Raw genomic sequence first — 4,833 nt, 5'->3', positions numbered from 1 at the left:
GGTGGTCGTTCGCGACATCGGCATCGAGGTCGGGACAGGCGAGGTGGTGGCTCTGCTCGGGCCCAACGGCGCAGGCAAGACCACCACTCTCAAGGCAGTCTCGGGGCTCGTGCGTTCGTTCGAGGGCGGGGTGAGCCTGCAGGGGGAGAGCCTCGAGGCACTGTCACCGACCAACCGGGCTCGCCGCGGCATCGCCCACGTGCCCGAAGATCGAGGACTGTTCTTCGGTCTGACCGTCGCCGAACACTTCAAGTTACGCAGGCGCGGTGAGACTCTCGATGCCGACCTCGCTTTCGACTACTTCCCGGCGCTGACGAAACTGAGCAACCGTCTTGCGGGAGTTCTCTCGGGAGGCGAGCAGCAGATGTTGGCCGTGGGCCGGGCGCTCGCCCGCAAACCGGCGCTGCTGCTGCTGGACGAACTCAGCCTCGGACTCGCGCCGGTCATCGTGCAGGCACTGCTGCCGGTCATTCGCCGGTTCGCCGACGACACCGGTTGCGGCGTCCTGCTCGTCGAGCAGCACGTGGAGCTCGCCCTCGGAATCTCGGACCGGGCCTACCTGATGGCCCACGGCGACATCTCGGCCGGACACGACGCCCAGGTACTGCTGCAGGACAAGGGGCTGGTCCGAGCCAGCTACCTGGGCGGGGACCAATGGGACGCAAGCGAAGCGGACCTGGCGACAACAACCACCACCACAGAAGGAGAGAAATGAAAATAGGAATCATCGGAGCCGGACGAATGGGTCAGGCATTGGCCGGACTCTTCACTCGGGCCGGACACGACGTCATCCTCAGCAACTCGCGCGGCCCGGAATCGTTGGCGGACATCGTCGACGAGTTCAACGGACACTGCTCCGCGGGAACGGTGCAGGAGGCCGTGGACAGCACCGACCTCGTCTTCCTGGCCACCCCGTGGGGCAAGACCGCCGCGGCCGTCTCGGTCGTCGAGAACTGGGACGGCAAGATCGTCGTCGACACGACGAACAACCGGACCGCCCCCGGTCCGCAGGGCGTCATCGACATCGGCGGCCGGATCTCGAGCGAGGCGGTCGCCGAGTACGTACCGGGTGCGCGAGTGGTCAAGGCGCTCAACGTCACTCCCATCCACATCATGGCGACCACACTGTCGGCCGGAGCCGATCCTCAGCATGCGGTCTACATGGCAGGCGACGACGACGACGCGAAGAAGCTGGTGACGGATCTTCTCGCGACCATCGGCGGTGTCGCCATCGACACCGGCGATCTGCACACCGGCGGAGCGCTCCAAGGGATGGGCGGTGCGCTGCCCGGCGACATGGAGATGCTCAGCGTCCCGGCCGCCGAGGCCAAACTCGCTGCAGCCAAGAGCTAGACCCACCAACACAATTCGAGGAGAACACCATGACCATCGTTCAGTTGAGCAAGACGACCACCCTCACCGCCAAGGCCGACGAGGTCTGGTCTTTCGTCAGCGACTTCGGCGGCTACGCGTCCTGGCAGCCGCACATCGACGCCGTGGAGATGCAGGCCGACGGTAGCCGCAAGGTCGACTTCTCCCGCGGCGACTCGGTCTTCGACCGCATCGCGGCCCAGGACGACGCCGCCCGATCGCTCACCTACGAGTTGGTGCCGGGCCAGCCCGGACCGATGCAGCACCTCGCCGCCACCTTCACCGTGCGCGAAGCGGGCGACGGCTCCGAGGTGGAATACGCCATCGAGGCCGACGTGCCCGAGGAGATGCAGGACGGTGCCCGCGTCGGTATCGGAGCGGACATCGACGGTGCACTCAGCGGCCTGAACAGCAAATTCGGTGGCTGACGACGCCCCCGTCGCACTGGTGACCGGAGGAGCGGGGTTCATCGGGTCGGCTGTCGTCGACCAGCTCCGCGCCTCCGGCCACCACGTGGTGGCGCTCGACCTGCACGGTGATCCGGCGGTCGACCTGTCCGACGAACACGCCGTGCGCGCCGCCGCGCGGGCAGTGCTCGCCGAACACGGCCGCGTCGACGTCCTCGTCCACGCCGGGGTCTCGTTCCAGCGGGCGACCCTCGCCGATCTGGACGCCACGGTGCTGCGCAACGTCATGGCCGTCAACGTCGAAGCTCCGCTGTGGCTGGTCCAGGAACTCGAACCGGGCATGACCGAGCGAGGATTCGGACGCGTGGTGTTCCTCGTGTCCGACACCTTCTTCAACCCACCGCCGGTGTCGGACATGCTGCCGTACATCACCAGCAAGGGCGCGCTCATCGGTGCGTCACGCTCGCTGGCACGCTCGCTCGGCGCGTCGGGCATCACGGTGAACTGCGTGGCACCGGGCCTGACGCCACCGCCGGTCGGCGGCATGGAGCAGCACGTCAAGGACGACGTACTGCGCCGGCAGGCACTTCCGCGTCCACTGGTCCCCGACGACGTGGCCAACGTCGTCGCGTTCCTGGTGCGGCCGGAGAGTCAGGCCATCACCGGTCAGACGCTCTGTCCCGACGGTGGGTTGGTGCTGCTGTGACGTCGGATGTGTCCGTGCGGGCGGGCAAACGGATGTCGGCCGCCGACGCCGTCGCCGACATTCCCCACGGCGCGAGCATCGGCGTCGGGGGATTCGGCACCGCCGGAGTGCCGTGGGCGCTGGTGCGGGCACTGCGTGCCCAGGGTGCCTCCGGCCTGACCGTCGTGGCGAACAACTGTGGGGTCAACGGAGCCGGCCTGGCTCTGCTGCTGCACGACCGTCGCATCGACCGCGTGATCGCGTCGTACATCGGAGCGAACGAAGAATTCGCGCGGCAGTACATGAGCGGCGAGATCGAGGTGGAGCTGACACCGCAGGGCACGTTGGCCGAGCGGCTTCGGGCCGGCGGGGCGGGCATCGCCGCCTTCTTCACCCCCACAGGGGTCGGCACCCTCGTCTCCGACGGCGGCATGCCGCATCGGTACGACTCGGCCGGGAACGTGGTGAAAGCGTCCGCTGCCAAAGAGATTCGACGCTTCGGACTCGGCGGCCGCGATCGCGAGTACGTGCTCGAAGAGGGCATCGTGACCGACTACGCGCTCGTACGCGCCGCGGTGGCAGACACGGCCGGCAACGCGATATTCCGGGCCTCGGCGCAGAACTTCAACCCGGACGTGGCGATGGCAGGCCGCATCACCGTCGTCGAGGCCGAGCGCATCGTCGAACCCGGCGCACTCGATCCCGACTCCGTTCAGCTCTCCGGCGTGTTCGTCCAGCGCGTGGTCGAAGTACCGGACGAGGTGGTCGCATGACCGGCCTCGGCTGGAACCGGGACGAGATGGCGAAACGAGCCGCGCAGGAACTGCGTCCCGGGCAGAGCGTCAACCTCGGGATCGGTCTACCCACCCGCGTGGCCAACCATCTGCCGTCCTCGCTCGGAGTGACCGTGCACAGCGAGAACGGCGTCCTGGCTGTCGGCCCGACACCGCTGCCGGAATGCCTGGACACCGACCTGATCAATGCCGGAACCGAACCGATCACGGTGCTACCCGGCGCCTCGTTTGTGTCCTCGTCCACGTCGTTCGCCATGATCCGCGGCGGACACATCGACGTGACGGTTCTCGGCGCGATGGAGGTCTCGTCGACCGGCGACCTGGCCAACTGGATGATGCCCGGCCACATGGTGCGGGGGATGGGCGGGGCGATGGATCTCGTTGCCGGTGCGGGCCGCGTCATCGTCGTCATGGAACACGCGGGCAAGGACGGCACACCCAAACTGGTGCAGCAGTGCACGTTCCCGCTGACCGGACGCGCGGTGGTGGACCGCATCGTCACCAATCTCGGCGTTCTGGACGTCACGCCACGGGGTTTCGCATTGCGTGAAGTGGCGCCAGGGGTGACGATCCCCGACGTGCGCCGGCTGACGGGGGCGTCCGTGATGACGTGACGAGCCCGGCCACGGGGGCGTTGAACGGTGACGTGACAGGGCCGACCAGTAAGCTCACCTCCCATGGAGGCTTTGTGAACGAGCGCGAGAATCGAGACGCCGGCCATGTGCGCGCGGTGTCCCGGGCCACCCGCATCGTCACGGCTCTGGCCGAGCATCCGTACCCGCTGGGCATCGTAGAACTCGCCCAGTTCGTTCGACTGTCACCGGCCAGTGTGCACCGCATTCTCGGCACCCTCGTCAGTGTCGGTTGGGTGGAACAGAATTCGCGCACCGCGAAGTACCGACTCGGAATGCACGCCATCGGAATCGGCAGCGTCGGCATGGTCACCAATCCGGTGCTGCACGACGCGCGGATGTATCTCTCGCGGCTGGCGGAATGGTCCGGCCACGATGCCGTTCTGAGCACCCTCGTCGGGGTCAAGGCCGTTCAGCTCTCGCGCGTGGCGGGAGCACACACCGAGTTCATCGAGTTCGAACCCGGGCATCCGCAGCCCGCGTACGCCATGGCCGACGGCAAACTTCTGCTGTCGTACATGCCGTACGAGCAGCGTCGCAATCTGTACGAGAACGACGGACTGCGGCGGTTCACGCCCAACACGATCACCGACCCCGATGCCATGGAGGCGGAGTTCTCGCGCATCCAGGAGCAGGGCTACGCCGTCGACAACTTCGAGCGGTTCGACACCGGGCGCGGAATCGCGGCCCCGGTCCTCGACGCCGATCGGCGTCCCATCGCCGCGATGCTGTGCCTGGGCAAGATCGAACCCGATCGTGATGCGGAAATCATTCAGCAGTTGCTCTCGTTGGCACGGGAGATGTCGGAACGGCTGCGCGCCGCGGGAGATCTGCCTGCGTCCGCTCTCGATATCGCAATGCCCGAGACCGACTCGGGTCACTGATTTCCCCGAAACCTTTCTGACGCAATGGCGTCCGCTGCACTCCGTCCTTCCCGAGGGTTG

The 4,833-nt window shown here is 67.2% G+C and carries 7 protein-coding genes; all 7 read left to right on the top strand.

What is annotated here, in order from left to right:
• Nucleotides 1–715, top strand: a 715-nt coding sequence (locus tag A2J02_RS24975) for an ABC transporter ATP-binding protein (protein ID WP_331712161.1), incomplete at its 5' end; no start/stop codon positions are given.
• Nucleotides 712–1,353, top strand: coding sequence for an NADPH-dependent F420 reductase (locus tag A2J02_RS24970; RefSeq protein ID WP_068055120.1), 642 nt, complete (start codon nt 712–714; stop codon nt 1,351–1,353). The genes A2J02_RS24975 and A2J02_RS24970, both read left to right, overlap by 4 nt.
• Nucleotides 1,354–1,382: 29 nt before the next feature.
• The gene (locus tag A2J02_RS24965; protein WP_037193878.1) at nt 1,383–1,799 is read left to right on the top strand and encodes an SRPBCC family protein; all 417 of its coding nucleotides are present in this window, start codon (nt 1,383–1,385) and stop codon (nt 1,797–1,799) included.
• Nucleotides 1,792–2,484 (top strand): SDR family NAD(P)-dependent oxidoreductase, encoded by a 693-nt coding sequence (locus A2J02_RS24960; protein WP_068055119.1) that lies wholly within the window; start codon nt 1,792–1,794, stop codon nt 2,482–2,484. Before A2J02_RS24965 ends, A2J02_RS24960 begins: the two co-directional genes overlap by 8 nt.
• 32 nt (nt 2,485–2,516) lie before the next feature.
• Nucleotides 2,517–3,236 carry a CoA transferase subunit A gene (locus A2J02_RS24955; protein WP_068055122.1) on the top strand — a complete coding sequence of 240 codons (720 nt, stop codon included), beginning with the start codon at nt 2,517–2,519 and terminating at the stop codon, nt 3,234–3,236.
• A complete protein-coding gene (locus A2J02_RS24950) occupies nt 3,233–3,871 on the top strand; it encodes a 3-oxoacid CoA-transferase subunit B (RefSeq protein ID WP_068055117.1) in 639 nt (212 codons plus the stop codon). Before A2J02_RS24955 ends, A2J02_RS24950 begins: the two co-directional genes overlap by 4 nt.
• Nucleotides 3,872–3,945: 74 nt before the next feature.
• Entirely contained in the window at nt 3,946–4,773 is an 828-nt protein-coding gene (locus A2J02_RS24945; RefSeq protein ID WP_068055115.1) for an IclR family transcriptional regulator, read from the top strand.
• Nucleotides 4,774–4,833 lie beyond the last annotated feature (60 nt).

This window comes from Rhodococcus sp. EPR-147 (assembly GCF_001647185.1).
In the GTDB taxonomy this organism is placed as follows: domain Bacteria; phylum Actinomycetota; class Actinomycetes; order Mycobacteriales; family Mycobacteriaceae; genus Rhodococcoides.
Note: the sequence above shows the minus strand (reverse complement) of the source record. Positions and strands in the feature narration are given on the sequence as shown.

Excerpts from the sequence above, each read along its gene's own strand:
- A2J02_RS24950 (WP_068055117.1), top strand. The coding sequence starts at position 3,233 with ATGACCGGCCTCGGCTGGAACCGGGACGAGATGGCGAAACGAGCCGCG.
- A2J02_RS24965 (WP_037193878.1), top strand. The coding sequence starts at position 1,383 with ATGACCATCGTTCAGTTGAGCAAGACGACCACCCTCACCGCCAAGGCC.
- A2J02_RS24970 (WP_068055120.1), top strand. The coding sequence starts at position 712 with ATGAAAATAGGAATCATCGGAGCCGGACGAATGGGTCAGGCATTGGCC.
- A2J02_RS24955 (WP_068055122.1), top strand. The coding sequence starts at position 2,517 with ATGTCGGCCGCCGACGCCGTCGCCGACATTCCCCACGGCGCGAGCATC.